Source organism: Pseudomonas sp. KH_017 (assembly GCF_057840285.1).
This window is the reverse complement of the sequence record NZ_CM174509.1, coordinates 3,924,177-3,949,801: the sequence shown is the minus strand read 5'-3', so window position 1 is coordinate 3,949,801 and position 25,625 is coordinate 3,924,177. Positions and strand designations below refer to the sequence as shown.

22 protein-coding genes, 1 rRNA gene and 1 pseudogene are annotated in these 25,625 nt (G+C 61.5%); 14 read left to right on the top strand and 10 right to left on the bottom strand.

What is annotated here, in order from left to right:
- Positions 1–112 precede the first annotated feature (112 nt).
- Positions 113–228: ribosomal RNA gene (rrf, locus tag AC3IT6_RS18015) — 5S ribosomal RNA — on the top strand.
- A 64-nt stretch (positions 229–292) separates the two neighbouring features.
- Here the strand turns inward: rrf and AC3IT6_RS18010 are convergent.
- From AC3IT6_RS18010 to AC3IT6_RS17990, 5 genes are all read right to left on the bottom strand, one after another.
- On the bottom strand, positions 293–1,045 hold the full coding sequence (locus tag AC3IT6_RS18010; RefSeq protein WP_489356600.1) for a bestrophin-like domain: 753 nt from the start codon (positions 1,043–1,045) through the stop codon (positions 293–295).
- Positions 1,046–1,091: 46 nt separating this feature from the next.
- On the bottom strand, positions 1,092–1,520 hold the full coding sequence (locus AC3IT6_RS18005; RefSeq protein WP_489351647.1) for a hypothetical protein: 429 nt from the start codon (positions 1,518–1,520) through the stop codon (positions 1,092–1,094).
- 138 nt (positions 1,521–1,658) lie between these two features.
- Positions 1,659–2,072: a VOC family protein gene (locus AC3IT6_RS18000; RefSeq protein ID WP_150724289.1), complete on the bottom strand. Its 414-nt coding sequence runs from the start codon at positions 2,070–2,072 to the stop codon at positions 1,659–1,661.
- An 89-nt stretch (positions 2,073–2,161) separates the two neighbouring features.
- Positions 2,162–2,821 carry a TetR/AcrR family transcriptional regulator gene (locus tag AC3IT6_RS17995; RefSeq protein ID WP_489351644.1) on the bottom strand — a complete coding sequence of 220 codons (660 nt, stop codon included), beginning with the start codon at positions 2,819–2,821 and terminating at the stop codon, positions 2,162–2,164.
- Positions 2,808–3,659 (bottom strand): 3-hydroxybutyryl-CoA dehydrogenase, encoded by an 852-nt coding sequence (locus tag AC3IT6_RS17990; protein WP_489351642.1) that lies wholly within the window; start codon positions 3,657–3,659, stop codon positions 2,808–2,810. Before AC3IT6_RS17990 ends, AC3IT6_RS17995 begins: the two co-directional genes overlap by 14 nt.
- A gap of 163 nt (positions 3,660–3,822) precedes the next feature.
- Here AC3IT6_RS17990 and AC3IT6_RS17985 point away from each other — a divergent pair, with 163 nt between their 5' ends.
- Complete coding sequence (locus AC3IT6_RS17985; protein WP_489351640.1) at positions 3,823–4,833, top strand: AraC family transcriptional regulator; 1,011 nt, start codon at positions 3,823–3,825, stop codon at positions 4,831–4,833.
- A gap of 230 nt (positions 4,834–5,063) precedes the next feature.
- Here AC3IT6_RS17985 and AC3IT6_RS17980 read toward each other — a convergent pair whose 3' ends face one another.
- Positions 5,064–5,786 (bottom strand): pirin family protein, encoded by a 723-nt coding sequence (locus AC3IT6_RS17980; protein WP_489351638.1) that lies wholly within the window; start codon positions 5,784–5,786, stop codon positions 5,064–5,066.
- A 318-nt stretch (positions 5,787–6,104) separates the two neighbouring features.
- Between AC3IT6_RS17980 and AC3IT6_RS17975 the strand changes: the two genes are divergently transcribed.
- Both AC3IT6_RS17975 and AC3IT6_RS17970 read left to right on the top strand, forming a co-directional pair.
- Positions 6,105–7,055, top strand: a complete 951-nt coding sequence (locus tag AC3IT6_RS17975) for a GlxA family transcriptional regulator (RefSeq protein ID WP_223448649.1) — start codon at positions 6,105–6,107, stop codon at positions 7,053–7,055.
- Between the two features lie 162 nt (positions 7,056–7,217).
- A complete protein-coding gene (locus AC3IT6_RS17970; protein WP_489351635.1) occupies positions 7,218–8,702 on the top strand; it encodes an ATP-binding protein in 1,485 nt (494 codons plus the stop codon).
- Here the strand turns inward: AC3IT6_RS17970 and AC3IT6_RS17965 are convergent.
- A complete protein-coding gene (locus tag AC3IT6_RS17965; protein WP_489351633.1) occupies positions 8,667–11,471 on the bottom strand; it encodes an ATP-binding protein in 2,805 nt (934 codons plus the stop codon). The two genes, AC3IT6_RS17970 and AC3IT6_RS17965, sit on opposite strands and share 36 nt — an antisense overlap.
- 367 nt (positions 11,472–11,838) lie before the next feature.
- Between AC3IT6_RS17965 and AC3IT6_RS17960 the strand changes: the two genes are divergently transcribed.
- A complete protein-coding gene (locus AC3IT6_RS17960; protein ID WP_150724281.1) occupies positions 11,839–12,414 on the top strand; it encodes a flavodoxin family protein in 576 nt (191 codons plus the stop codon).
- 34 nt (positions 12,415–12,448) lie between these two features.
- Positions 12,449–13,273, top strand: a complete 825-nt coding sequence (locus tag AC3IT6_RS17955; protein ID WP_150756491.1) for an alpha/beta fold hydrolase — start codon at positions 12,449–12,451, stop codon at positions 13,271–13,273.
- 9 nt (positions 13,274–13,282) lie between these two features.
- On the opposite strand, the gene AC3IT6_RS17950 is transcribed toward AC3IT6_RS17955, so the two are convergent.
- Positions 13,283–13,720 (bottom strand): helix-turn-helix domain-containing protein, encoded by a 438-nt coding sequence (locus AC3IT6_RS17950; RefSeq protein ID WP_223448653.1) that lies wholly within the window; start codon positions 13,718–13,720, stop codon positions 13,283–13,285.
- 160 nt (positions 13,721–13,880) lie between these two features.
- On the opposite strand from AC3IT6_RS17950, the gene AC3IT6_RS17945 reads away from it, so the two are divergent.
- The 7 genes and pseudogenes from AC3IT6_RS17945 to ycaC all read left to right on the top strand — a co-directional run bounded on the left by AC3IT6_RS17945 (position 13,881) and on the right by ycaC (position 22,310).
- Positions 13,881–14,801: a LysR family transcriptional regulator gene (locus AC3IT6_RS17945; RefSeq protein WP_489351630.1), complete on the top strand. Its 921-nt coding sequence runs from the start codon at positions 13,881–13,883 to the stop codon at positions 14,799–14,801.
- A gap of 543 nt (positions 14,802–15,344) precedes the next feature.
- A complete protein-coding gene (locus AC3IT6_RS17940; RefSeq protein WP_489351628.1) occupies positions 15,345–18,110 on the top strand; it encodes an RHS repeat-associated core domain-containing protein in 2,766 nt (921 codons plus the stop codon).
- A 293-nt stretch (positions 18,111–18,403) separates the two neighbouring features.
- Positions 18,404–18,499 (top strand): annotated as a pseudogene (locus AC3IT6_RS17935) (DUF6124 family protein); the annotation flags it as partial.
- Positions 18,500–18,757: 258 nt separating this feature from the next.
- Positions 18,758–19,174, top strand: a complete 417-nt coding sequence (locus AC3IT6_RS17930) for a DoxX family protein (RefSeq protein ID WP_489351626.1) — start codon at positions 18,758–18,760, stop codon at positions 19,172–19,174.
- The gene (locus AC3IT6_RS17925; protein WP_489351624.1) at positions 19,167–19,775 is read left to right on the top strand and encodes an antibiotic biosynthesis monooxygenase; all 609 of its coding nucleotides are present in this window, start codon (positions 19,167–19,169) and stop codon (positions 19,773–19,775) included. Before AC3IT6_RS17930 ends, AC3IT6_RS17925 begins: the two co-directional genes overlap by 8 nt.
- Positions 19,775–21,613, top strand: a complete 1,839-nt coding sequence (locus AC3IT6_RS17920) for an amidohydrolase (RefSeq protein WP_489351622.1) — start codon at positions 19,775–19,777, stop codon at positions 21,611–21,613. Before AC3IT6_RS17925 ends, AC3IT6_RS17920 begins: the two co-directional genes overlap by 1 nt.
- Before the next feature lie 70 nt (positions 21,614–21,683).
- Positions 21,684–22,310: an isochorismate family cysteine hydrolase YcaC gene (gene ycaC / locus AC3IT6_RS17915; RefSeq protein WP_007977200.1), complete on the top strand. Its 627-nt coding sequence runs from the start codon at positions 21,684–21,686 to the stop codon at positions 22,308–22,310.
- Positions 22,311–22,444: 134 nt separating this feature from the next.
- Here ycaC and AC3IT6_RS17910 read toward each other — a convergent pair whose 3' ends face one another.
- The gene (locus AC3IT6_RS17910; protein WP_489351619.1) at positions 22,445–23,872 is read right to left on the bottom strand and encodes a mechanosensitive ion channel domain-containing protein; all 1,428 of its coding nucleotides are present in this window, start codon (positions 23,870–23,872) and stop codon (positions 22,445–22,447) included.
- Positions 23,873–24,017: 145 nt separating this feature from the next.
- Here AC3IT6_RS17910 and AC3IT6_RS17905 point away from each other — a divergent pair, with 145 nt between their 5' ends.
- Positions 24,018–24,914, top strand: coding sequence for a LysR family transcriptional regulator (locus AC3IT6_RS17905; protein WP_489351617.1), 897 nt, complete (start codon positions 24,018–24,020; stop codon positions 24,912–24,914).
- Positions 24,915–25,056: 142 nt separating this feature from the next.
- Here the strand turns inward: AC3IT6_RS17905 and AC3IT6_RS17900 are convergent, their stop codons facing one another.
- Entirely contained in the window at positions 25,057–25,590 is a 534-nt protein-coding gene (locus AC3IT6_RS17900; RefSeq protein WP_489351615.1) for a hypothetical protein, read from the bottom strand.
- Positions 25,591–25,625 lie beyond the last annotated feature (35 nt).

The window sequence follows — 25,625 nt, the reverse complement described above, 5'->3', positions numbered from 1 at the left end:
TGTGTGAAGACGAAACGAACCGAAAGTTCGAGATACTCACAAAACACCGAAGCTATCACATACCCAATTTGCTGAAGCGCGGCCAGCCGGTCACGACTCAGTACCCGAATTTCTTGACGACCATAGAGCGTTGGAACCACCTGATCCCATCCCGAACTCAGCAGTGAAACGATGCATCGCCGATGGTAGTGTGGGGTTTCCCCATGTGAGAGTAGGTCATCGTCAAGATTAAATTCCGAAACCCCAATTGCGAAAGCAGTTGGGGTTTTGTTTTTGGCCGCAGGAAATGAAATTACTGCCCCAACCGCTCCAGCGTGTGCTCCAAGGGGTCCAGCGACACACAGATAAAACCATCAAGTGGACGATTGAGCTCCTCTACCAGCAAGATGGTTGCCCCCGTCGACAGGGCACACATCAGCAATACGACGACAATGGTGCCGTTGCAGGGTGCAAACAGGCCGAACGAACCGAAGATAATCCCCAGCCACGTCACCAGGATCACCAGCATCACCGGTGGAATCGATTGATTGGCCTGCAGCAGGGTCAGCCAGCGGGTGGCAAACACGGTGTCCATGTCTTGCAATGCCTTGGCTTTGAGCGAGCGCTGATCATCGTTGCCGGGCGTCAGTGATTCGACCTTGCGTTGCAGGCCTTCGGAGCGACGGATCATTTCGGGGCTATCGAGTTTCGCAATCTGCTGGTGATCGCGGGAAGCGAGCACCTGGGTGACTTCGGCGTAGTTGTGCTTGAGCTCGGTACGGATGCCCTGGGTGTCGGTGCCGTAGCGGGCCAGCAAGCGGTCGAATTGAACCACTTTCGCCGCCGCGCCCTCCAGTTCGGCATTGGCCGTATCGAAGGTGCCCTTGGCTGAGGAAACGAGCAGGCCGAGGACCAGTGCCGACATCGTTGCGATGAGGCCGGTGGCCAGCTTCACCACCGCCACGGAGTCATCGCTCAGATGATGGCTCGGTAACCGCTCCCTCACGTACGAGCCCAGCAGTGCGCTGGCGGACAGGCAAGCGAAAACGATGAGGGCGATCACCACGTCATTCAAATTCAACCTCCGTTGACGCTGTCTTCCGGGGAGATATCTACTGGTACTTGATCACGATGCCCTTGAGTTTGCGTCCCTCGATGGTCGTCACGTCGCGAGCCCACAGCGGCCCGCTGGCGTAGGCACCCACCGCCTGAATGTGGTCATAGACCACTACCACCGCGTCGCCACCGAGTTTGGCGGACTCTTCCCGCAGCTTCTGTTCGACTTCGGTAATCGGTGGGGCAGGGTCGATGCTGGCGTCGATCAGCACTTCACCCAGGCGCACATGTGGACGCAGAGGCTCCGAGCGCAGCACGACTACCTGGTCCGGCGATGTCGGTGCCGGATGTTCTACGCCGACATAGGCGGTGGTCTGTGCATCGACAGTGGCGCAACCATTGAGGGTCAGCAGGCTGGTGATCAGACCACCGGCCAGTAGCAAGCATTTGAAACGGGTGGACCAGGACAGGTCGTGGGCCGGCATAGTGGGTTCGCTCCTTTGGTTCGCTGCTATCCATGTGGCTAGTTGACGGTAGCAGACAGGCCGGGAGTTGCCAGAACGCCCAACCTTTTCAGGTTGGGCTTTTTTGTGCCTTGAAGACTGTCGATCGACCAAGACCTCTCACTGATCCTTTTCGCAGTTGACCATCCACGACACACCAAAACGGTCGACCAGCATGCCGAAGCGTGCCGCCCAGAACGTGGTCTCCAGTGGCATTTGCACAGTGCCACCGTCCGCCAGTGCATTGAAGACCCGTTCGGCCTCGGCAATGCTGTCGACATTGAGTGAGATCGAGCAACCACTCATGCCCTGGACGGGGCGATCCGGCGTGGTGTCCGACCCCATGATTGCCTGATCGCCCACTATCAGGCGGGTATGGATGATCAGGTTGTGCAGATCCTTGGGGACATGCTCGGCGGCCGGCGTTTCGCCGAAGGTCAGCATGGCTTCGCTCTGGCCTTGCAGGCACTGCGCGTAAAACGTGAAGGCAGCTTTGCAGTTGCCGTTGAAGATAAGGTAGGGATTGATTTTCATGGTCGGCTCCAGGTGCTCGAGTACACACATCGGTTTGGACGCCGGGTTTGTCGGCGAATTCCGATTGTGTCGAGCCGACAAGCAAAGCGCTAAATCGTCGTCGGGGCCTGGGTTTCTTTAGATATTTTTCCTATAGGACGCGCGAGGCTTATCGCCTCCGGTGCACGGCGCGGCGCAAGCACACGTTCGATGGCGCCGCTGACCATGCTCTCGAGCAGCTCATCACGTTCCTGCTCGTCCAGCACATGTGGCGTCAGCCAGCAGGGAGCGCTGTTGAGCAGGGCGCCAATGGCATGCCCAGCGGCCAGCAGGCCTTGCTCGCTGAAACGCGACTTCGCGCCCAGCATCCTCAGCAACGTGCGTTCGTATTGCTCGCGCAATTGCCGGACCCGAGCCTGTTGTTCTTCGTTCAGGCAGCCGCTGTCGCGCTCCACCAGGCGGAAATGCCAGGGCATCTCCCGATGCAGGTTCAGATGAGCGCGGATCAGGCTGTTGAGCTTGTCGCGCTTGCCCGGGGCCTTTTGCTGGATACGCCCCAGGGTGGCCAGCAGCTCCTCGTAGAACTCCTCGATCAGGTCGAGCAGCAGATGCTGTTTGCTGGGGTAATGGTGATACAGCGAGCCTGGGGAGAGCCCCAGGCACGTCGCGAGCTCGCGCATGCCGACCTGGCCGAACCCCTTGCAGGCAAACAGCTCCAGGACCTTGTCCCGGTACTCGGCAAAGCGCGAGCAACGCTCAGGCATAGGCATGGAAGCCGCGCCCCGTTTTGCGTCCCAGGTAACCGGCGGCGACCATTTCCTTGAGCAACGGCGCCGGGCGATATTTGCTGTCGTTGAAACCGTCATAGAAGGCTTCGAGGATCGACAGCAAGGTGTCCAGGCCAATCAGGTCCGCCAGGGCCAACGGGCCGATAGGCTGATTGCAGCCCAGGCGCATGCCGGCATCGATGTCTTCGGCGCTGGCCAGGCCTTCCTGGAACACCAGGATCGCTTCGTTGATCATCGGCACCAGGATCCGGTTGACCACGAAACCCGGACGGTTACCGGCGGTGATCGCGGTTTTGCCGAGGGTGGTCGCCATGTCCAGCGCCAGTTGGTGGGTCGCGTCACTGGTTTGCAGGCCGCGGATGACTTCGATCAGGCCCATCACCGGCACCGGGTTGAAGAAATGCAGGCCGATGAAGCGTTCAGGCTGGCTGACACTGGCGGCGAGCTGGGTGATCGACAGCGACGAGGTGTTGGAGGCAATGACGCATTCGTTGCTGACCTGCGCGGCGATCTGTTGCAGCACACGCAGTTTCAGGTCGAGGTTTTCAGTGGCCGCTTCGATGACCAGTTGCGCGTCACGCAGGACGCTGTAATCGGTGCTGGTGTGGATTTTGTCGAGGGTGGCCTGTTTCTGCTCCACCGTCAGGGTTTGCTTGGCGATCTGCCGGTCCAGGTTTTTACCGACCGCTGCGACGGCTTTTTGCAACGCGCTTTCGGATATGTCGAGCAAGGTCACGTTGAAACCGGCCATGGCACAGACTTGTGCGATGCCGTTGCCCATGGTGCCCGCACCGATCACCCCGATGTTTTGCAGATTCATCTTCCCATCCTTCGATCAAACCCTGCGATACCTTGGCCGCGACGGCGGCCGAAGGCGTACTATTGCCGCGAGTCTAGAGCCGGCAGGGCGGTTGTCCTATGCCAAAACTGTTCAACGGCACTGATGTTTTTTGCCATTCGGGTGATGAGAGAGAAGCGAACCAATGCGGGAAAAGGACTCGGTTGCCGCCTATTTCGTGCAGGCAATGATCCATGGGCTGAGGGATGAACCGCAGCGCGTGACAGCCGTGCTCGAACAGGCGGGCATTGATCCGGCGGTCATGCACCAACCCACGGCGCGGGTGCCGGCCAACGCGTTTGCGGCGTTGTGGCTGATCCAGATCCGCGAGCTCGACGATGAGTTTTTCGGGCTCGACTCCCATGGCATGCCACCGGGCAGTTTCGCCCTGATTTGCCGGGCCTTGATTCAGGAACCCGATCTGCACAAGGCCATGCGTCAGTGCCTGGCCAACTTCGGCTTGTTCCTGCGCGACTTTCGCGGCTCGCTGGCCGTGCGTGGCAAGCGTGCCGTGATCAGCCTGGAAACCCGCTCGACGGACAACGATGCCAGCCGGTTTGGTGAAGAAACCTTCCTGGTGTTGATGATCAGTCTGCTGTGCTGGCTGGGCGGGCGGCGCATTCCCATTGACCGTGCGGACTTCCGCCATTCGCGCCTGTCGCTGGGTGACGACCGCCTGCTTTGGGGCCCCAACCTGACCTTTGGTGCCGAGCGCACCGAAATCGAATTTGCCAGCCACTACTTGCGCCTGCCCGTGGTTCAGGACCTGGCGTCGTTGAAAGTGTTCCTGCGTACCGCGCCGCAATGGCTGGTGATCCGCTTCCGCAACCAGCACGGTTTGGCATCCCTGGTTCACCAGCGCTTGCGCGGCAGTCATTACAGTGAATGGCCGACATTGCAGGCCTTTGCCCTGGAACAGCACCTGAGCCCCAGCACCTTCCGCCGCAAACTGGAGCGTGAAGGTTGTTCCTATCAGGAGATCAAGGACGAAGTACGCCGTGGCGTGGCCTTTGAGCAACTGCGTCAGAGCGACGCGAGCATCAGCGATATCGCCGAGCAACTGGGGTTCCAGGAGCCCAGCGCTTTTCATCGGGCGTTCAAGAAGTGGACCGGGGAAAGTCCCGGGCGCTATCGGGCCCGTTATCAGGGGGAATAGAGCGTAGAGATCGCGAAACCTCAGGAGTCCTGAGAGCCAGCCAGGGTCCAGGCGGTGATCGATGCGATTGTCGCGGGGTTCGCCGGGAGCGGCGAGTAATGCCAGGCGGCACAAATCCTGTGGGAGCGAGCTTGCTCGCGATAGCGTCATGTCATTCAACAATGATGTCGTCTGGCACTCCGCAATCGCGAGCAAGCTCGCTCCCACAGGGATCTACCACAGAGGATGGGTTATGGCATTTCCGGCAGTTCCTGTGGACGCAGGTCGAAGACCAATACCTCAGCATCCACACCGTTGCTCAAGGTCAGCGCCTGTTCATCACGAACCCGTACACCGTCGCCTTCCTGCAACAACACACCGTTGAGTTCGACGCTGCCCCGGGCCACGTGCACATAGGCGTAACGGTTGGCGGCGAGCTCCAGGGTGGCGCTTTCCTTGCCGTCGATCAGGCCGGCATACACCCGTGCATCCTGACGCACCTTGAGCGAACCCTTGGCGCCGTCCGGCGAGATGATCAGTTGCAGGCGCCCGCGTTTTTTCTGGGTGCTGAAATGCTCTTGCTGATAACGCGGTTTGGCGCCGCTGACGTCGGGCACGATCCAGATCTGCAGGAAGTGCACCGGCCGGGTGCCGGAGTGGTTGAACTCACTGTGGGCCACGCCGCTGCCTGCGCTCATCAGTTGCACGTCGCCGGGGCGGATCACCGAACCGGTGCCCAGGGTGTCCTTGTGTTCCAGGGCACCTTCAAGCACATAGGAGAAAATCTCCATGTCGCGGTGCGGGTGCTGGCCAAAGCCTTTGCCGGCGGCGACGCGGTCGTCGTTGATCACCAACAGGTCGGAAAAGCCCTGCTCTTTCGGATTGCGATAGTTGGCGAAGGAAAAGGTATGGAAGGACTTCAACCAGCCGTGATTGGCCAGGCCACGATCCGAGGCTTTGCGAAGAGTCAGCATGATGAAATCTCCTGTGGGGACGTGAATTCGTCCGAGTGAGGAGAAGGTTAATGGTTACTGGTTGGTGCAATAAGTAGGTGGAAATTGAAATACTGTCTCTATCAGGTTGACAGTTTGCGGGTGCGAATCAGCTATTCTTTTCCGACCTTTGCGTCGTACATGGCCATAATGCACAGCAAGAATCCTGTGGGAGCGGGCTTGCTCGCGAAGGCGTCGTGTCAGGCTACATATTTGTGAATGACACGACGCCTTCGCGAGCAAGCCCGCTCCCACAAGGATTGGTGTGCCGACCCTATTGATCCCAGTGAATTCCAACCCATGAAAACCGTGGCAATGGTGCTGTTTCCCGACTTTCTCCTGCTCGATATGGCCGGGCCCATGGAGGTGTTTTCCATCGCCAATCGTTATTTGAAACCCGACGATCACTATGTGCTGTCGACCATCGGTACCGAGCCCGGCGCACTGCGGGCGTCCAACGGGGTGAGCGTGCACGCTGACCGGCACATCGACCAGGCCTGCGAAGGTTTTGACTTGCTATTGATACCCGGTGGTCCCGGTGCCTACAACGAAAGGCATCCGCCATTGCTCGACTGGCTCCGGCACAACGTCAGCCGGTCCGCCGCTTATGGCTCGATCTGCACCGGGGCGTTCGTGTTGGGCCATGCCGGTTTGCTCGACGGCTATCGCGTCACCACCCACTGGCACTACACCGAGCGGCTGATCAAGGGCTTTCCGAAGGCGACCGTCGAGACCGATCAGATCTTCGTCCAGGACCGCAACCTGATCACGTCCGGTGGCGTCACCGCCGGGATCGACCTGGCCTTGTCGGTGGTGGCCCAGGACCATGGCAAAAAGGTCGCCCAGGACGTGGCCAAGGTGTTGCTGGTGGTGATGAAACGCCAGGGCGGGCAGGCGCAGTTCAGCCCGTTGATGGCGGCGGTGGCTCCTCACGAAACGGCGATTACCCGGGTGCAGAACCATGTGCTTGAACATCTCGATGAAACCTACAGCATCGAGCGCATGGCCGGTCTGGCCAACATGAGCCCGCGTCATTTCGCCAGGGTGTTCGCCCGGGAAGTGAGCATGACGCCGATGGAGTTTTTGCAAAGCGCGCGTATCGATTGCGCCAGGAACCTGCTGGAAACCACTGAGTTGCCGCTCAAGACCGTGGCGTTCAAGAGTGGCTTCGGCAGTGTGCGGCACATGCGTTTTCTGTTCAGTGAAAAACTCGGCCTGACCCCGACCCAGTACCGCGAGCAGTTCAGCTAGCGCGCATGTCCGTCGTGCGCACCGCAATGGCCGTGACGCTCCCCCCGTGGCAGTTGTACCGTCACCGAGGCCTGCCAAGATATCGCTGAACGCATTGCAAGGAAGGTGCGGAGCCTGGGATGGACTCACGTACCGAGCCAGGCTTCCAGCGGGTGACAGCGCATGAACAGCCTCAGAGATATAAACAGCGAAGCGGTGCTGCAATTCGGACCCTACGCTTTCCACCTCAGTCAGCGCCTGGTGCTACAAGGCGATCGACCGCTGCGCCTGGGCGGCCGCGCCCTTGACGTGTTGCAGGTGCTGGTCGAGCACGCCGGCTCGGTGGTCAGCAAGGAGGAGTTGATTGCTCAGGTCTGGCCGCGCTCCGTGGTCGAAGAGATCAACCTGCGGGTACACATTGCCGCCCTGCGTCGAGCCCTGGGCGACGGCCAGAACGGCCAGTGCTACATCGTCAACATTCCCCAGCGCGGCTACAGTTTTGTCGCCCCGGTACAGCATTCGCCGCAGCCCGTAGCGTTCCCGAGCGAGACCTTGAAAAAGCCCCTGCACAACTTGCCGGCGCGGCTCACGCCGATCACCGGGCGCGATGCGATTGTCGGCAGCCTGGTGCGGCAGTTGCCGGTGCGCCGATTCATGACTCTGGTCGGACCTTGCGGGATCGGCAAGACCACTGTGGCGCTGCGCGTGGCCGAACTGTTGCTGCAGCACTATCGGCACGGCGTGTGGCTGGTTGACCTGGCGGCGATCGATGACCCGGCGCAAGTGACCGATCACCTCACACGAACCCTTGGGCTGGAGGTCGGCACCACGCTGGAGGCGCTGGCACAACGGCATGCCTTGTTGGTTCTGGACAACTGCGAGCACCTGCTCGAACGCTGCCAGACGTTGATCGAAACGCTGCTGGCGGCGCTGCCGCGACTGTCGATCCTCGCCACCAGCCGCGAGCCGCTCAAGGCGGCGGGCGAAACCGTATTGCGTCTGCCACCGCTGGCGGTGCCGCCGGCGTCAGCGCTGCGCAGTGTTGCCGAGGTCATGGGCTATTCGGCGGTGCAGTTGTTCGTCAGCCGTGCCCGAACTCGTCAGCAAGGGTTCACCCTGCGCGAACAAGACCTCAAGACCGTACGGGAAATCTGCCGACGCCTCGATGGTCTGCCGCTGGCGATTGAATTGGCGGCGGCGCAAATCGATGCGCTGGCGCTGGTGGGGTTGCAAGCGCAACTCGATAACTGTTTTCAGTTGCTGTCCCAGGGTCGCCGCACGGCCGTGCCCCGACATCAGACGCTCAAGGCTGCACTGGACTGGAGCTACGAACGGTTGACTGCCGTGGAGCAAACCGTGTTGCAGCAGCTGGCGGTGTTCAAGATGGCCTTCACCCAGGACGCCGCGATAGGCGTGATCAGCTGCGACGCGTTACCGGTCGCCGAGCTGATCGAGGTGCTGGACAACCTCACACTCAAGTCACTGCTGTCCCAGGAGCAGGGCGGTGGTGTGACCCGCTACCGCTTCCTAAACACCACCCGCACCTACGCCCTGGAAAAACTCGAACTCAGTGGTGATTTGCGCGCCCTCGAAATTCGTTATGCCGGTTACGTCAGTCAAACGCGCCGGCCTTCAGGCGGGCAGGTGGCATTGCAACTCGTCGAGTAGCCGGCGAACGGTCATCAAGTCGGGCGTGGCGAAACCTTCGGTGTAGCGCTGGTAGATCGGGGCCAGCAATTGATGCGCCCGTCGGGGATCGCCCTGACGCTGCCACAACTGCGCCAGCGAGGTGGCGCTGCGCAATTCCCAGGCCAGCGCACCCTGAGTCCTGGCCACGCTGAGTGCCTTGAGCAGCACGGTTTCGGCCGTCGCGGTTTTGAGCGGGCAATCGGTTGCCAGCAATGTCGTGGCCCTGGCCCGCAGAATCTCTGCGGTGCTCCAGTCCGAAACGCCGCTTTGCGCACGTTCGAGCAGATCATCGTCGACACAGGTTGAATCCAGCGTGACCATGATGTCCTTGATCAAACCGACGCTTTGTCGGCCGATTGGCTGCACATCGGTGCCGCCGATCACCCGCGCGTAGTGTTGCGCCCAGTCATAGAACAGCAGGACCGAGTGTTTCTGCGCCTGTTGCAGCAGCAGGCGCAGGAGTTCGCGGGCGCTGCGGGTGTCGCCGTTGTAGTGGGCGATCAGGCAGCCGGCGAGCGCCAGGGTGTAGCAGATCGACGTGCCGTGGTTGATCTGCAGCGCGATGTCCAGCGCCTGCCGGGCTGCGCGCCAGGCCTGTTCCGGTTGGCCTCGCAGCCAGAGGATGCGCGCGTGAATGGTCAGCGCCGCGACGCTCTGGTCGTATTGCACGCCAAAGCCATGGGTGAAACGGTTGAGATGACCGCTGTGGGCCATGCGTTGCAGCACCTGTTCGGCATGCTCCCCAGCCTGTCGCTGGTTGCCGCAGAAGTGCAGGGCGAGCACCCGCAATCGATGCATGCTCAGGGACATCAGGGCGTCGTCATGCAGCCCCAGTCGATCGAATTGCCGGCTCTGTTCCAGGGCCATCTGGTATTGGCCGCAGCTGAGATTGACTGCCAGGTGCCCGGAAATCGCCCGCAACTGACCGGCCACATCGTTGAGTCGGCTGGCCAGGGCTCTGGCGCTGACAAAAGCGCCAATGGTTTCGGTGCTGGCGCCTTGAGCGTGGTAACAGGCACTGCCCAAGGCCAGCTTGAGCGTCATCTGCAAGCGCGGGCAAGGTTCGGCAGACTGCTCGAGCAGGGCCAGCGCCTTGCGCACATAACCGCCGTGCTCCTTGAGCAGTGACAACTCCTGCCACAGGGGCGTGGACGTCGCGGCCAGGCGTATCGCCAGTGCCTGCGGCCCTTGCGCGTGCAAACCCCAATCGAGGGCCGCGCGGATGTCCTCCAGGGCCCGGCCATAGCGCTCGAGCCACAGGGCGGTCGAGGTTTTCTCCCAGTCGTCCTGCGCCTGTTGCATCAGCGCCAGGCAACGTTCGGCATGGCGCTCCCGCGTGCCGGGCAGGTCGCAGGTTTGCGCAAGTTTTTCCAGGGCATAGCTGCGGGTGGTATCGAGCAGGCGGTAGTAAACATCCTCGTCGCCCACCTCCACGTTCAACAGCGACTTGGCGACCAGTTGCGTGATCGAGGCGAACACTTCGCGGGGTTCGATGTGTTCGCCGACAATCACCGCCGCTGCCGACTCCAGGGTGAAGCTGCCGCGAAACACACTGAGTCGGCGCAGGCAGGTCTTTTCGCAGACGTTGAGCAGCTCGAAGCTCCAGTCCAGCGTCGCGCGCAGGGTCTGATGGCGTGCCAGCGGCGTCTGGCAGGGCTGGGTCAACACCCGGAAGCTGCTTTGCAACTGCGCCAGCAAGCCGGGCAATCCGAAGTTGCCCACTTGCGCCGCCGCCAGTTCGATGGCCAGTGGAATGCCGTCCAGTCGGTGGCAGATGTCGATCAACAGCGGCAGTTCATCGTCCGTCAGTTCAAAGCTGTCATGGCTGGCCATGGCCCGCGCGACAAACAGTTGCAAGGCGGAAAAGGTCATGGCCTGGGCGCGGTCGAGGACGGCGATGGGCGGCGGGCAGTCGAGTGATTCCAGGCGCTGGACGAATTCCCCTTCGGCCCGCAGGCTCTCGCGGCTGGTGGCGAGAATATGCACGTGCGGCGCACTGCGCAGAATGTTTTCGCAGAGCTGGGCGATGGCGTCGACCAGGTGTTCGCAGTTGTCGATGACCAACAGCATTTGCCTGTCGCGCAGACAGTCGGCAAGACCGCTCAGGGGGGCGTCGTCGTGCAGGGCCAGTTCGAGCAACGTCGCCAGGTGGCCGTCGATCATCAGTGGGCAGTTGATCGGGGCCAGGTCCAGCAGGCGAATGCCGTCCCGGTAGCGACCGATCATTTGTTCGGCGACCCGCAAGGCCACGGTGGTCTTGCCGATGCCGCCGGGGCCGACCAGGGTGATGAAGCGCTGGCGGGGCAGTTGCTCCGTCAGGTTGTCGACCAGCGTCTGCCGGCCGATCATGCGTGTGCGACGCACCGGCAGGTTATGCCGGCTCGGTGCGCAAGCCACGGGCGCCGGCGGTTGCTCGGCTTGCTCCAGTGAATGCGGTGCGACGAAGCTGTACCCGCGCTGGGCCACGGTGACGATGTAGCGCTGGCCGGCCTGACCGTCGCCGAGCGCCTTGCGCAACGCGGCCATGTGCACCCGCAGGTTGATGTCTTCGACCACGCTGTTGGGCCAGACCCGGGCGATCAGTTGCTGCTTGCTGACCACGTTGCCAGCGTGTTCCAGCAGGATCAACAGGATGTCCATGGCGCGTCGCCCCAGGCGCAAGGGCTGGTCGGCCTCCATCACCAGGCGTTGTCCGGGGTAGACCCGGTAGGGGCCGAAATGCACAGCCTGTTCGGGGGAAAAGGTCAACGAGTCGCTCCTGCTGCATCCGTCTAGTACGCGGTTTTCGAGCATATTCCTCAGGTTTTTTACAGAGCGCAATGCGCCGCCCGGGTGACTGAAGGGGCAGGCATTGACTCTAGCGTATCGGCCAGTGGCTGTCGGTCCCGAAAACATTGGGTGCGACAGATGGACAGGACTTGCCGGGGCTTTTTGCGCACCAAGGAAAATTAACAACGTTTAACTCGTCCTGAGTCCGGTTTGCGTCCAAAACTCTCTTCCTGTAGGAGCGAGCTTGCTCGCGATGGAGTATCAGTCGACACCAATGCGGCTGACACACCATCGCGAGCAAGCTCGCTCCTACAAAGGGATTCCCATCTATCGCAAGGACAGAGCAATGAGCAACGTGGTGGTGGTCTATCACAGTGGCTACGGGCACACCCGGGTCATGGCCGAAGCCGTGGCCGCGGGCGTGGAACGGCACCTGGGCAGCACCTGCCAGTTGATCCCGGTCGAGGAAGTGGACGAGCACTGGGCGCGGCTGCACCGCGCCGATGCCATCATCTTTGGCGCGCCGACCTACATGGGCAGCGCCTCGGCGGCCTTCAAGGCGTTCATGGAGGCCACGGCGGCGTTCTACCTGACCCAGCCCTGGCGCGACAAACTCGCGGCAGGCTTCACCAATTCCGGCTGCCTGTGCGGCGACAAGCTCAACACCTTGCTGCAGATGGCGGTGTTCGCCGCGCAGCACTCGATGATCTGGGTCGGCCTCGACCTGCTGCCGGCACGCTCCAGCACTGGCGCGTTCAACGGCCAACTCAATCGCCTGGGCAGCTCGCTGGGCGCCATGGCCCAGTCGAATGTCGAGCAATCCCCCGACGATGCCCCACCGCCCGAGGATCGCTGCACCGCCGCGCACCTGGGCGAGCGAGTGGCGCGCCTGGCCGATCGCATGAACCTGATACCGGTTTGATTCACCCCCAACCCTCGTTAAGGAGGCATCACCCATGAGCACCTTCACTACCCGCGACGGCGTCGAGATTTACTACAAGGACTGGGGCACCGGTCAGCCGGTTGTCTTCAGTCACGGCTGGCCGCTGAACGCCGACAGCTGGGAGTCGCAGATGATCTTCCTGGCCTCCAAGGGCTACCGGGTCATCGCCCACGACCGTCGCGGTCATGGGCGCTCCAGCCAGCCGTGGTCGGGCAATGACATGGACCATTACGCCGACGATCTGGCGCAGTTGATCGAGCGGCTCGATCTGCAAAACGCCGTGCTGTTCGGCTTCTCCACCGGCGGTGGCGAGGTGGCGCGTTACATCGGTCGCCACGGCACCGGGCGCGTGGCCAAGGCCGGGCTGATTTCCGCGGTGCCGCCGCTGATGCTCAAGACCGAAGCCAACCCCGGCGGCCTGCCGCTGGAAGTGTTCGACGGCATCCGCCAGGCTTCGCTGGCCGACCGTTCGCAGCTGTACATCGACCTCGCCAGCGGCCCGTTCTTCGGCTTCAACAAACCTGACGCGAAACCGTCCCAGGGCATGATCGACTGGTTCTGGATGCAGGGCATGATGGCCGGCCACAAAAACGCCTATGACTGCATCAAGGCGTTCTCGGAAACCGACTTCACCGAAGACTTGAAGAAGTTCGACGTGCCGACGCTGGTGGTGCATGGCGACGCGGATCAGGTCGTGCCGTACGAAGCGGCGGGCGTCTCCTCCGCCAGGCTGGTGAAGGGCTCGACCCTGAAGATTTACCCGGGCGCCCCTCACGGTTTGACGGACACCCATAAGGATCAGCTCAACGCGGATCTGTTGGCGTTCTTGAAAGGTTAAAAAGCCAGATCAAAAGATCGCTGGCGAAGGCTGCGATCTTTTGCTTTTAAGGCCATGCACCACCTGACAGCGCCAGGCAAACGGATTGATGCCTTCGCTGCGGGTGAAGATGTGGCAGAAGTGTGCCTGATCGCAGAAGCCGCATTCGAGGCTGATCTGCGTAAGGCTCAGGTTGGTGTACTGGATCAATTGCTTGGCCAGGGCAATGCGCTGCTGGCGAATCCAGTCCTGTGGCGAGAGGCCGGTGCTGCACTTGAACGCGCGGGAGAAGTGACTGCGCGAGAGGGCGCAAGCCTGTGCCAGTTCAGTGACTTCAAGGCTGTCACCGAGGCGTTCGAGGATCAGTTGTTTAACCCGTTTTTCGCGTTGCGGGCTGAGGCCGCCGGTGCTTTTCTTTGGCACCGGCGTGAATGGCGCGGGGGCGGCATTTTGCTGAACGTGAGCCATGGCGAATGTCCGTGTCGGTAGGCTTCATTCTTGGACCCGAAGGCTCTGGCTTGCGAGTTAATCGTTGTTAATTCCTCGCTCACCGCGGGAAGTCTTGGGTAAAGTCAGACACACTTCTCATCCTCGCGCCTGGCCGAACACACACAAGGAACCCGTGCCTATGAACCGTAACGATCTGCGTCGCGTCGACATGAACCTGCTGGTGATTTTCGAGGCCCTGATGTTCGAAAAGAACCTGACCCGCGTCGCGGAAAAACTGTTCATGGGCCAACCGGCGGTGAGCGCCGCGCTGGGGCGTTTGCGCGATCTGTTCGACGACCCGTTGCTGCTGCGCAACGGTCGCGGCATGGAGCCGACGGCGCGCGCGTTGGCGATTCTCAAGGAGTTGCAACCGGCGATGGACACCATTTCCGGCGCGGTCAGCCGGGCCAAGGAGTTCGATCCGGCGACCAGCTGCGATGTGTTTCGCATCGGACTGTCGGACGATGCCGAGTTCGGTTTGTTTCCTCCGTTGCTGCGTCAGTTGCAAGAGGAAGCGCCGGGCATTGTCGTGGTCGTGCGGCGGGCCAATTATCTGTTGATGCCGACGCTGCTGGCGTCGGGGGAAATCTCGGTAGGCGTGAGTTACACCACGGATCTGCCGGCCAATGCCAAGCGCAAGAAGCTGCGCGATATTCCCTGCAAGGTGCTGCGTGGCGACACCCGGCCGGGGGTGTTGACCCTGGATGAGTACTGCGAGCGGCCCCATGCGATGGTGTCGTTCTCGGGGGACTTGAGCGGCAATATCGATCTGGATCTGGCGAAGGTCGGGCGTAGTCGTCGTGTGGTGCTGGGAGTTCCGCAGTTCAGTGGGTTGCGGGCGTTGCTCGCCGGGACCGAGATGATTGCCACTGTGCCGGATTATGCGGCGTGTGCGTTGGTGGAGGGGTGTGGGTTGCGGGCCGAGGATCCGCCGTTCGAGATTGAGGCGGCGCAGTTGTCGATGGCCTGGAGCGGGGTGCATGACAATGATCCGGCGGAGCGGTGGTTGCGGTCGCGGATTGGTCAGTTCATGTCTTTGGCTTTGGATGTTTCTTCCTGACCGTGTACATATCCGTTTCTTGGGTAACGGCGGCTGGCGGTTTCGCCCTTACGGCGACTTCCTTTTTTACAAGCGCCTAAAAAAGGAAGCAAAAAACGCTCGCCCCGAACGTACGGCCCCTCGCCTGGGCTCGGGGTTCCTTCGCTCCGGCATTCATCCGGGGGCATCGCCTCCGGTCGGCTTCGCTCGACCTCCTCTCGATGTGTTCGACTTCGTCGAACGGCGCTGCGCGCCTGCCCCCGGATGAACGCCTCCACTCAGCCTGCCGAGGGGGCGGGTGGATCAAGATCAAGAGCTGCAGGCGAGCTAACGCTCGGCCTGATGAGTGGTGAAGAGCGTGGGTGCACGCCATTTTGCCTTTGCTCTTCTGTGGGAGCGGGCTTGCTCGCGAAGGCGGCCTGACAGTCGACCCATCTGTCGCAGCTGTACCCCATCCAATGATGGGGACGAGTCTGACAGCCGACTCGTCCTGACCAGCCACACCTCACCCACTGTCATTTCTGTCAGTAGCCGCCCCCCGGCACTGCATGTTATTCATGCGGCATGAACAGCCCAGGCGTGCACACCCACACCCCAAGCCTCACGGTCATTGACCCGCGAGGCCTGGCCGTGCGTGCGGTCGCTTATGCTCGCGGCGATGCGCAGCAACCGGCGCACGCGCAGATCACACGACAGGTGTTCGATCTGCAGGGCCGTGAAGTCGAGCGCCAGGATCCGCGTTTCTTCAACGAAGGGCGAGGGCCGAATCGCACCTCGGTCCATGCCTTGTCTGGCAGCCTGTTGTTGAATGTCAGTGTCGATGCCGGCTGGGCACTGTCGTTGCCCGGTCAGGCCAGTCAAGTGCTGCAGCGGTGGGACAGTCGCAGCACTCAGCAACACCATTACGACGAGCAACTGCGCCCCTTGGCCATTACCGAGCAGTTGGAGAGTGGAACGCCGCGGGTCGTCGAGCGCTTTCTCTACGGCGACCCGGGTGGCAGCCCGCGCAACCAGTGTGGTCAGTTGATCCGCCACGACGACCCGGCCAGCACCCGGCACATGCCCGATTACGCTGTGCACGGTTTGCCGTTGCTGGAGACCAGCCATTTTCTCCAGTCCCTGGACCCGATCAACTGGCCCGCCGAGATCGCGGCGCGTGATGCCTGCCTGGAGGCTGGTCCCGGGCTGGACAGCCGCTGGCGCTACGACGCCCTCGGTGAAGTCATTTGGCAAACCGATGCGAGGCTCAACCGTCGCCGTTTCGGTCGGACCTGCGCCGGGCAATTGCGCGAGGCTTTTTTACAGCCCGTGGGTGCCCGCGAATTCGCGCTGGTCAGCGAGATCCGTTACAGCGCCGCCGGTCTGGTCGAGGAGGAGAGGGCGGGCAACGGCGTGATCACCCGCGCTCAATTTCGTCCCGAGGACATGCGTTTGCAGCGCTTGAGCGCCGGCCGCCCTGGCCAACCCGTGCGGCAGGATTTGCATTACGCCTACGACGCGGTGGGTAACCTGCTGCAGGTCGACGACCGCTCCAAAGCCGTCACGTACTTCAAGAACCAGCGCATCGATCCCGTCAGCACTTACACCTACGACACCCGTTACCGCCTGATCAGCGCCACCGGCCGCGAGGTCTACCACGCCGCCAATGACCCGAACGCGCTGGTCAACTACCGCGAAGAGTACGAGTACGACGCCGGCGACAACGTTGTGCGGCTAAGTCACCTGGGCGCGCAGCCGTTCACCCGGCGCTGGGCCGTGGCCAGTGACAGCAACCGCAGCGTGATTCACCACGACGGCGATTCGCCGCCGGACTTCACCCGCGAGTTTGATGGCAATGGCAACCAGACTCACCTGCTGCGCGGCCAGCTCATGCAGTGGGATGCGCGTAACCAGCTGAATCAGGTCTCCCCGGTGGTGCGCGAGCAGGGCCCGGATGACCTCGAACTGTATCGCTACGGCGGCGGTGGCAAGCGCCTGCGCAAGGTGCGTTGCGCACAGGCGTCCGGGCGTAGCGTGCTCAGCGAAGTGCGTTACCTGCCGGGGCTGGAACTCCACCGTGCCGCCAATGGCGAGGAACGGCACGTGCTGGAGGCCGAGGCCGGGCGCAACGCGGTGCGGCTGCTGCATTGGGTGGGCGCGCCACCCAGCGGGGTCGACAACGATCACCTGAGTTACAGCCTCACGGACCACCTCGGCTCCAGCCTGCTGGAGCTCGACGAACAAGGCGAGGTGTTGAGCGAAGAAGGCTACCTGCCATTCGGCGGCCGGGCCTGGTGGATCGCGCACCACGGGGCCAAGGCGTCGTACAAGACCCGCGGTTATTCAGGCAAGGAACGCGACGCGACCGGGTTGTATTACTACGGTTATCGGTATTACGCGCCGTGGCAGCAACGCTGGATCAATCCGGACCCGGCGGGGGAAGTGGATGGGTTGAATCTTTACTGTTTTGTGGGTAATTCACCGGTGCGGTATATCGATCGGGATGGGCGGGTGGGGGAGGATGAGCAACCCATTGAACCGCGCGAACTAGTTGCATTTCTGCAGTCATTGGAGCAAGACGTCGCGATGGGTGATCAAGGTGCGTTTGAGTTGGTCGAGGGGCTTTCTGCAAACATGCCTTTGAATGAAGGTGGGCAGGCGAATGCTGGGGTGGTTGATTCAATTGAGGCATTCATGCAAACGCTAGAGAGCAACCCCGCAGGCGATAACTCTCAGGTGAGGAAGCTTGTTGAGGAGCTTTCTGGAGGCTTAGAGCCTTCTGTATCGATGCAAACATTGCCCGTTGTAGTCCTGCGTTCCGGAGAGGAGCCGACTACAACCGACGCTATTGTGGTGACCTATGGGCCTTCGCCCTCAACCTCAGGCGTGTCTTCTGGAGACGGCGCGGTGCAGGTGCGTGCCATAGACAGTTTGTTTAGTTGTTCATATTGCGGCAAAGGTTTTAATCAAACCGTGCATTTGAAGGCGCACGTGCGAATTCATACAGGGGAAAAACCATACAAATGTAAAGTCTGCGATATGAGTTTTAGTCAATCTAGCAATTTTACGGTTCATAAACGGACCCACACCAGGGACAGACCGTTCCCATGTAAGATGTGCGGCTTGAGTTTTCGTACATCCAGTAATTTGAGAGGTCACATGCGGACTCACGCCACAGTGAAGTCGCACACATGTGACGTTTGCGGCGCAGGTTTTTTTAATACGACTAATTTGATTTCTCACAGCAAGATCCACACCGAAAAACATCCGTACACATGCGAACCATGTTCCGCAAGTTTCAGGGGCATGCAAGCTTTAACGCAACACAATAAGCGCGCTCACGGCAGGTGATCAACCCCGCTGTATCGACACTTCTCTGCCTCCGATAACTTAAGTGTCCTTCGCACCCCGCCGTTTAAAACAAGACGCCAGCCCACTACCCACAGGCTACACCGCCTTGCGTCGCTGCCCATGCAGCGATCGGCTTTAGCAGCTCGGTAAATTTCAAGGCTCGCCAGTGTCACCTTCAGATCGGTCCGATCTGCAATTTGGTGGCTGTGCGTGGGGCACTTCGGTGCGCCGGGTTCCTTGGTCCCTGGTCTGCTAACCCGCGTACAGCCGCCACCCTAATCGTTTAGCAAAGCCCTCATCGCCATTCACTGCTGGGCATTGCGCAGATCATCATGCTCGGTGAGCTGGCGGTGAATCGGGCGCTGGATAATCTCGACCCGCAAGGCTAACCGAGTAGCAGCCAGCAACGAGTAACCCTGTGGGAGCGGGCTTGCTCGCGAAGGCGTCATGACAGTCGGCATTGATGTTGACTGACTCACCGCTTTCGCGAGCAAGCCCGCTCCCACAAGGAATTGTGTGATTTGAAGGTCCAGGCGTGCCCGCAAAACAGAGCACGTACATTCAATTTTTCCTCCCCCCGTCCCGGCACTATCAAATCCAGTCCCGGCGCATCGACGCCGGTGGTTTTTCATTTGTGCGGGTGGGCCATGGACGCTTCGCGACGCGATGATCGGGCGCAAGACTGGGGGCTGCTGTTCCTGCGGGTCAGCGGCGGGTTGTTGCTGTTGTGGGTACACGGTTTGCCCAAGCTGCTGCACTACAGTGCCGAGCTGCAAAACATCGAAGACCCTTTCCATCTGGGCGCGAACCTTACGCTGATGCTGGCGATTTTCGCCGAGGTGGTGTGCCCGCTGCTGATCGTCGCCGGGTTGCTGGCGCGTCTGGCGTGTTTGCCTATTCTGTTTTTGCTGTGGGTGTCGATGTTGGTCGTGCACCCGCAGTGGACCCTCTTCGAAGGCCAGTTCGGCTGGCTGTTGCTGATCGTGTTCACCAGCATTTTCATCGCCGGGCCGGGACGGCTGGCGCTCAATGTCCGTTTTGCCGGAGCCTTGCGTTATGTCTGAATCCAATCACCGTGAGCCGGCCAGTCCCGGGCCTGATGAGGTGGTGACCCTGATCGTCAAGCACCGGGTCAAGGCCGGTTTTGAAGCGCCTTATGAAGCCTGGCTGCGCAACATCGTCAAGGTGGCCGCGCAGAACGTGGGGCACCTGGGTGTGGATGTGGTGCGCGGCAAGCACGCCGGCCTCGACACCTGCACCAGTGTGCTGCGCTTTTGCTCGACCGAGGCGATGCAACGCTGGCTCGACTCACCGCAGCGCCAGGAGCTGGTCAACGAAGCCGCGCCAATGCTGGCCGATGGCGACCAGACCGAGGTCAATCCAGTCAACGAGTTCTGGTTCTCGCCCCAGGCCGAGGCCGGTACGCCACCGCCGCGCTGGAAGCAGGCAGTGGTGACGTTGCTGGTGATCCTGCCGCACACCTTGCTGGTGCCGCTGCTCTGGGGGCCGCTACTTCAGCTCAATGCATTTCTCTCCAACTACGTGGTTGCCACGTTCCTGATCACCCTGACCATCGTACTGTCGGTGGTTTACCTCTTCATGCCCATGGCGACGCGTCTGTTCGCGCCCTGGCTGTCTCCCGCTACTTTGCACGAGGAACCGTGATGAACGCCGATCTGATTCTGTTCAATGGTCAATTCCATACCGTTGACCGCGAAAAACCGCTCGCCAGCGCTGTGGCGATCAGCGACGGGCGTTTTGTCGCGGTCGGCAGCGATGCCCAAGCCATGGCCCTGCGTGGCTCGAACACCCAGGTGATCGACCTCAAGGGCCGTTGTGTGATCCCCGGGCTCAACGACTCGCACTTGCACCTGATCCGGGGTGGCTTGAACTACAACCTGGAACTGCGTTGGGAAGGTGTGCCGTCACTGGCCGATGCCTTGCGCATGCTCAAGGATCAGGCCGACCGCACGCCGACGCCGCAGTGGGTGCGGGTGGTCGGTGGCTGGAACGAATTCCAGTTCGCCGAAAAGCGCATGCCGACCCTGGCGGAGCTCAACCAGGCGGCACCGGACACGCCGGTATTCGTGCTGCACCTGTACGACCGCGCCTTGCTCAACCGCGCCGCGTTGCGTGTCGCCGGCTACACCCGCGACACGCCGAACCCGCCGGGTGGCGAGATCGTGCGTGACGCCAATGGCGAGCCGACCGGCATGCTGGTGGCGCGGCCCAACGCGATGATTCTGTACTCGACCCTGGCCAAGGGGCCGAAGCTGCCGCTGGAGTATCAGGTCAACTCGACCCGTCAGTTCATGCGCGAACTCAATCGCCTGGGCCTGACCAGTGCCATTGATGCCGGCGGCGGTTTCCAGAATTACCCGGACGATTACCAGGTGATCGAACAGTTGGCGAAGGACGAGCAACTGACCGTGCGCATCGCCTACAACCTGTTCACCCAGAAGCCCAAGGAAGAGTTGACCGACTTCAAGAACTGGACCGGCAGCGTGAAGCTGCACCAGGGCGACGATTTCCTGCGGCACAACGGCGCCGGGGAAATGCTGGTGTTCTCGGCGGCGGACTTCGAAGACTTCCTTGAGCCGCGCCCGGACCTGCCGCAAACCATGGAAACCGAACTGGAGCCAGTGGTGCGCCACCTCGTCGAGCAACGCTGGCCGTTCCGTTTGCACGCCACCTACAACGAATCCATCAGCCGCATGCTCGACGTGTTCGAGAAGGTCAACCGCGACATTCCGTTCAACGGCTTGCCGTGGTTCTTCGACCACGCCGAAACCATCACCCCGCAGAACATCGAGCGGGTGAGGGCGCTGGGGGGCGGCATTGCGATTCAGGATCGCATGGCGTTCCAGGGTGAGTATTTCGTCGAGCGTTACGGCGCGAAAGCGGCCGAAGCCACGCCGCCGATCAAACGCATACTGGCCGAGGGCGTGCCGGTCGGTGCCGGTACCGACGCGACGCGGGTGTCGAGCTACAACCCGTGGACCTCGCTGTACTGGATGGTCAGCGGCCGCACCGTCGGCGGCATGGAGTTGCACGCCGAAGGCCTTTCACGCCTGACGGCGCTGGAACTGTTCACCCACGGCAGCGCCTGGTTCTCATCTGAACAGGGCAAGAAAGGCCAGATCAAGGTCGGGCAACTGGCCGACGTCGCCGCCCTCAGCGCGGATTTTTTCAGCGTCGATGAAGAGGCGATCAAGTGGATCGAGTCGGTGTTGACCGTGGTCGGCGGCAAGGTCGTGTACGGCACCGGTGATTTCGAGAAGCTCGGGCCGGCCAGCGTACCGGTACTGCCGGACTGGTCGCCGGTGGTGAAGGTGCCCGGCCACTGGCGCCCGACGTCGCCGATGCAGGCCCAGGTTCACCATTGCAGCGGGCCGTGCGCGGTGCATTCCCACAGTCATGAGCGGGCGCGCCTGTCGAACGCGCCGGTCAGCGATTTCGCCGGCTTCTGGGGCGCCTTTGGCTGCTCGTGTTTTGCCTTCTGACGAATTCAAAAAAAGCGCCGGCCCAACAGGTCGGCGCTGACTGCGACAACCATCCATCAAGGAGTTTCCAATGAGCAACGTTCCGTACAAACGCCTGAACAAAGACGATGCCGTGGTATTGCTGGTCGACCACCAGACCGGCCTGATCTCGCTGGTACAGGATTTCTCGCCCAACGAGTTCAAGAACAACGTGCTGGCGCTGGGCGACATCGCCAAGTTCTTCAAACTGCCGACCATCCTCACCACCAGTTTCGACAGCGGTCCGAACGGTCCGATCGTGCCGGAGCTCAAGGCGCAGTTCCCGGACGCGCCGTTCATTGCACGCCCGGGCCAGATCAACGCCTGGGACAACGAAGACTTCGTCAAGGCGATCAAGGCCACCGGTCGCAAGCAACTGATCATCGCCGGTGTGGTGACCGACGTGTGCGTGGCGTTCCCGACCCTGTCGGCCATTGCCGAGGGCTTTGAGGTGTTTGTGGTGACCGACGCTTCCGGCACCTTCAATACCACCGTGCAACAAGCGGCCTGGGCACGCATGTCGGCTGCCGGTGCGCACCTGCTGAACTGGTTCTCCGTGGCCTGCGAGCTGCAAGGCGACTGGCGCAACGACATGGAAGGCCTGGCCAATTTGCTGTCGGAACGCCTGCCGAACTATCGCAATCTGATCAACAGCTACATGAAGTTCACGGCCAAGTAAGCCCTGTCAGTCGGACCCATAACCTGTGGGAGCGGGCTTGCTCGCGAAGACGGAGCATCAGTCACAGCAATGTTGCCTGACACACCGCTTTCGCGAGCAAGCCCGCTCCCACAAGGTTTTGTGTGATCTGTTGATCAGCGGTTCTGCAACCACCCCAAAAACCCACCTTTCCTGACCGCCACCGGCTTGGCCATCAACGCCATCCGGCTGTTCTGCTGGCGTACCGCCTGCAGCTTGTTCAATGCCCGGTCGACTTCCCGTCGTTGCTCCATGCAGCTGCGGGTCAGGGATTTGTCGAGGCGGTAGATGATGCTTGAAGTCATGGCGGTGAACCGTGCCTGGGACGGGGTGTCGGCGAGGATGCTCTGTTCGCCCATGACTTCACTCGGCCCCATGCGCCCGGCTTCGATCTGCGTGCTGCCGTCGGGGACGGTGGCGCTGACCACGCCGGTGGCGATGACGAACAGGCTGTCCGGTACTTCATCCAGATCCAGCACCACCTCACCGGCCGCGTATTGCTGCGCCACCATGTTCTGGGCCAGGCGATCCCGTTCCTCGGCGCTCAGGGAACGGAAGATCTTCACTTCATCGAGCAAGGCCCGAGCGCGGGTCGACGGCTCGATCACACCATCGGGTTGCCGGGAAATACCAGCCGCTTCGAGGTGCCGATGGGCCAGGTCGAACAGTTGATTGCGCACTTCACCTTTTTTGCCCAGTTCGGCGATGAAGCCGCTGGCCACGTATTCGGACATGGTTTCGCCGGCCTCCTTGAGCACGGCTTTCGGCGCCGGATCGAGCAGCAGGCTGCTGCTGCCTTGCAGGGTGCGGTCCAGGGCATCGAGTACCCGGCGCGGGCGGATGTGGTTGGGCACCTGAATGCTGATCGACACGCCGTGCATATTGAAAGGGCGGCTGAGGTTGACGATCTTTGCCTTGGCCGCCACCGAGTTCGGCACCACCGCCGTGCTGCCGGCGCTGGTCAGCAGGTGGGTGGCGCGCCAGTCGATGTCGAGCACCTTGCCTTCAATACCGTCGATGGAAACCCGGTCATCGACCTGGTACGGCTTGGTGGTGTTGAGCACGATGCCGGAGAACACGTCGCTCAAGGTGCTTTGCAATGCCAGGCCCACCACGATGGCGACGACGCCGGAGGTCGCCAGCAAACCTTTCACCGGCAGCTCCAGTACGTAGCCGGCGGCGGCCACCACGGCTATCAGGAATACCAGTGCGCCGATGACATCCTGCAACAGCCGGCCGCTGTGGCCGATGCGCCGCATCAGGGCCAGACCGATCACTTCGGTGAGCACCCGCGCGGCGTACAGCCACCAGAGAATTCCCAGTGCCGTGGCTCCCAGCTGCGCCACGCGATCATCGGCAAACAATGGCGCCTGCAACGGGCTGACGCCGGCGTTGATGAGCGCCGCGCTGAACAGCACAAACAGCGCCAGGCGCACACCGACCCGGCTGACGCGATGCTTGAAGGGCGCAAGGTGCCAGAGCAGGGCGTCGACTACCAACAGCAGTGCGCTCAGGGAAAGCAAATGCTCAAGGAGCAAGGACATGGGGAAACTCCATTTAAATGCTTGCGGCAAACAGATCGCAGATCCTTCGGGGAAGGTGATTTCAGTGCGGTGAACGAAGATTAATGGTGTGCCCGGAAGGGAAAAAGCGGCTATAAAGTGTTTGACTGTCAACCGGGATGTGACAATGAACCCCTTCGAAGATATGCGTATTTTTTGCCAGGTGATGGATTCCGGCAGCTTCACGGCCGCCGCCGATCAACTGGGCCTGTCCAAGCAGTTTGTCAGCCGCCGCTTGATACAGCTCGAAGAGCGCCTGGGCGTGCGCTTGCTCAATCGCTCGACCCGGCGCCTGGATGTCACGCCGCTGGGGCAGAGCTATTACGAGTCAGCCTTGCGCCTGCTCAGCGAAGTCGAACAAGTGGAGCAGGGCATCGCCGGCCAGACCACCGAGCCACGGGGGACCATTCGCGTGAGTGCACCGCTGTCGTTCGCACTGGCGCATCTGGGCTGCCTGTTGCCGGTGTTTTTGCAGCGCTATCGCGACGTGACGGTAGAGATGGATTTGAGCGATCGTCCCGTGGATTTGCTCGGTGAGGGCTACGACCTGGCGTTGCGCATCGGCACACTGGAAGACTCGACACTGATCGCCCGACGGATTGCTTCCATTGAACGGGTGTACTGCGCAAGCCCGGCGTACCTGACCGAACGCGGCACACCGCTCAAGCCAGAGAATTTGCACGGTCACGACTGCCTGCCGTACGGCCATGGTCGACAGGTGCAATGGCGTTTTGCGGGGCAGGGCAAGCCATTGAGCGTCAATGTCAGCGGACGGATGCGGGTCAACAACGGTGAATTGCTCAAGGACGCGGCGATTGCCGGGCTGGGGATCACGTATTTGCCGACGTTCATCGTCGGCTCTGCGTTGAAGGATGGACGGCTGGTGGAGGTGCTGGAGGATTTGCGGCCGGAGCCGCTGACGTTGTCGGCGGTCTATCCGCAACACCGGCAGAGTTCGCGGCCGGTGCAGGCGCTGGTTGAGTTCTTGCGCGAAGAACTGGATCAGTCTGAGGGTGGGTTGTAAGAAGAGGGTTCACACAATCTATTGTGGGAGCGGGCTTGCTCGCGAAAGCGGTGGGTCAGTCAACTCAATGTTTGATGACACACCGCTTTCGCGAGCAAGCCCGCTCCCACAGGGTTTTGTGTTGTATGGGAATCAGTGGGAATCAGCTCCTTTTGTCATCACCGGGCTCGGCATGGACACCACGGTCATCGCCGGGTTCGCCGTTGGCATGGACACCATGGTCATCACCGGGCTCGCCATTGGCATGAACGCCGTGATCGTCGCCGACTTCTCCGGACCGGTGAACGCCATGGTCATCCCCAGGCTCATCATGGGTGCCGCTGCGTCCTGAGGACGAAACCGATCCTGAGTGGCTCGAACCACTGTTGGCACTGCCATGGCCACTGTTGCTGCCGTGGTCGCCACTATGGCCGCTGCCGCTGTTGCCACCACTGCCGCTTCCTCCGTGACTGCCACCGCCTCCACTGCCACCGCCACCACCACCGCTGCCACCACCGCCTCCACTGCCGCCGCCCCCACCACTTCCGCCACCACCGCTGCCGCCGCCACCACCGCCACTACCCCCATCCTTGGCCTGAGCACTGGAAACTCCGGACAGGCTGTCCGGAATCAATACGGTAGACGCCGACAGAACCGCGCCAATAGCCACTGCCAGTAAAAGCTTATTGATGAGCATGTCGTTCTCCGTCTTTTAAATCAGATTGGAACGTT

Bases quoted from the DNA above. Each gene is read 5' to 3' on its own strand.
- AC3IT6_RS17905 (WP_489351617.1), top strand. From the start codon at position 24,018: ATGAACCCCTTCGAAGATATGCGTATTTTTTGCCAGGTGATGGATTCC.
- AC3IT6_RS18005 (WP_489351647.1), bottom strand. From the start codon at position 1,520: ATGCCGGCCCACGACCTGTCCTGGTCCACCCGTTTCAAATGCTTGCTA.
- AC3IT6_RS17910 (WP_489351619.1), bottom strand. From the start codon at position 23,872: ATGTCCTTGCTCCTTGAGCATTTGCTTTCCCTGAGCGCACTGCTGTTG.
- AC3IT6_RS17975 (WP_223448649.1), top strand. From the start codon at position 6,105: ATGAAAACCGTGGCAATGGTGCTGTTTCCCGACTTTCTCCTGCTCGAT.
- AC3IT6_RS17960 (WP_150724281.1), top strand. From the start codon at position 11,839: ATGAGCAACGTGGTGGTGGTCTATCACAGTGGCTACGGGCACACCCGG.
- AC3IT6_RS17990 (WP_489351642.1), bottom strand. From the start codon at position 3,659: ATGAATCTGCAAAACATCGGGGTGATCGGTGCGGGCACCATGGGCAAC.
- AC3IT6_RS17985 (WP_489351640.1), top strand. From the start codon at position 3,823: ATGCGGGAAAAGGACTCGGTTGCCGCCTATTTCGTGCAGGCAATGATC.
- AC3IT6_RS17995 (WP_489351644.1), bottom strand. From the start codon at position 2,821: ATGCCTATGCCTGAGCGTTGCTCGCGCTTTGCCGAGTACCGGGACAAG.
- AC3IT6_RS17970 (WP_489351635.1), top strand. From the start codon at position 7,218: ATGAACAGCCTCAGAGATATAAACAGCGAAGCGGTGCTGCAATTCGGA.
- AC3IT6_RS17930 (WP_489351626.1), top strand. From the start codon at position 18,758: ATGGACGCTTCGCGACGCGATGATCGGGCGCAAGACTGGGGGCTGCTG.
- AC3IT6_RS18000 (WP_150724289.1), bottom strand. From the start codon at position 2,072: ATGAAAATCAATCCCTACCTTATCTTCAACGGCAACTGCAAAGCTGCC.
- AC3IT6_RS17955 (WP_150756491.1), top strand. From the start codon at position 12,449: ATGAGCACCTTCACTACCCGCGACGGCGTCGAGATTTACTACAAGGAC.
- AC3IT6_RS17920 (WP_489351622.1), top strand. From the start codon at position 19,775: ATGAACGCCGATCTGATTCTGTTCAATGGTCAATTCCATACCGTTGAC.
- AC3IT6_RS17925 (WP_489351624.1), top strand. From the start codon at position 19,167: ATGTCTGAATCCAATCACCGTGAGCCGGCCAGTCCCGGGCCTGATGAG.
- AC3IT6_RS17900 (WP_489351615.1), bottom strand. From the start codon at position 25,590: ATGCTCATCAATAAGCTTTTACTGGCAGTGGCTATTGGCGCGGTTCTG.
- AC3IT6_RS17950 (WP_223448653.1), bottom strand. From the start codon at position 13,720: ATGGCTCACGTTCAGCAAAATGCCGCCCCCGCGCCATTCACGCCGGTG.
- AC3IT6_RS17945 (WP_489351630.1), top strand. From the start codon at position 13,881: ATGAACCGTAACGATCTGCGTCGCGTCGACATGAACCTGCTGGTGATT.
- AC3IT6_RS17940 (WP_489351628.1), top strand. From the start codon at position 15,345: ATGAACAGCCCAGGCGTGCACACCCACACCCCAAGCCTCACGGTCATT.
- AC3IT6_RS17980 (WP_489351638.1), bottom strand. From the start codon at position 5,786: ATGCTGACTCTTCGCAAAGCCTCGGATCGTGGCCTGGCCAATCACGGC.
- ycaC (WP_007977200.1), top strand. From the start codon at position 21,684: ATGAGCAACGTTCCGTACAAACGCCTGAACAAAGACGATGCCGTGGTA.